Genomic DNA, 1,425 nt, shown 5'->3' on the forward strand with positions numbered 1-1,425 from the left:
CTCAGAACCTACACAGTGGACGCGAGCATCAATGGACAAGCCCTCGGCCTATTAGTACCGGTCAACTCCACCCCTCACGAGGCTTCCATATCCGGCCTATCAACCCGGTCGTCTACCGGGAGCCTTACCCAATCACGTTGGTGGGAGTCCTCATCTCGAAGCAGGCTTCCCGCTTAGATGCTTTCAGCGGTTATCCCTCCCGAACGTAGCCAACCAGCCATGCCCTTGGCAGAACAACTGGCACACCAGAGGTTCGTCCGTCCCGGTCCTCTCGTACTAGGGACAGCCCTTCTCAAGACTCCTACGCGCACAGCGGATAGGGACCGAACTGTCTCACGACGTTCTAAACCCAGCTCGCGTACCGCTTTAATGGGCGAACAGCCCAACCCTTGGGACCGACTCCAGCCCCAGGATGCGACGAGCCGACATCGAGGTGCCAAACCATCCCGTCGATATGGACTCTTGGGGAAGATCAGCCTGTTATCCCCGGGGTACCTTTTATCCGTTGAGCGACGGCGCTTCCACAAGCCACCGCCGGATCACTAGTCCCGACTTTCGTCCCTGCTCGACCCGTCAGTCTCACAGTCAAGCTCCCTTGTGCACTTACACTCACCACCTGATGACCAACCAGGCTGAGGGAACCTTTGGGCGCCTCCGTTACCCTTTGGGAGGCAACCGCCCCAGTTAAACTACCCACCAGACACTGTCCCTGATCCGGATCACGGACCCAGGTTAGACATCCAGCACGACCAGAGTGGTATTTCAACAACGACTCAACCCGAGCTGGCGCTCGAGCATCACAGTCTCCCACCTATCCTACACAAGCCGAACCGAACACCAATATCAAGCTGTAGTAAAGGTCCCGGGGTCTTTCCGTCCTGCTGCGCGAAACGAGCATCTTTACTCGTAGTGCAATTTCACCGGGCCTATGGTTGAGACAGTCAAGAAGTCGTTACGCCATTCGTGCAGGTCGGAACTTACCCGACAAGGAATTTCGCTACCTTAGGATGGTTATAGTTACCACCGCCGTTTACTGGCGCTTAAGTTCTCAGCTTCGCCACCCGAAGATGACTAACCGGTCCCCTTAACGTTCCAGCACCGGGCAGGCGTCAGTCCGTATACATCGCCTTACGGCTTCGCACGGACCTGTGTTTTTAGTAAACAGTCGCTTCTCGCTGGTCTCTGCGGCCACACCCAGCTCACACCGAAAAGGTGATCACCAGACATGGCCCCCCTTCTCCCGAAGTTACGGGGGCATTTTGCCGAGTTCCTTAACCATAGTTCACCCGAACGCCTCGGTATTCTCTACCAGACCACCTGAGTCGGTTTAGGGTACGGGCCGCCATGAAACTCGCTAGAGGCTTTTCTCGACAGCATAGGATCATCCACTTCACCACAATCGGCTCGGCATCAGGTCTCAGACAA

General features: G+C 56.3%; 1 rRNA gene. It reads right to left on the minus strand.

Features of this window, described 5'->3' with window-relative positions:
* Positions 1-31: 31 nt before the first annotated feature.
* Positions 32-1,425, minus strand: a 23S ribosomal RNA gene (locus ACL06G_RS21425); the annotation flags it as partial.

The sequence above is a fragment of the Streptomyces callyspongiae genome (genome assembly GCF_047200695.1).
Classification (GTDB): Bacteria; Actinomycetota; Actinomycetes; order Streptomycetales; family Streptomycetaceae; genus Streptomyces.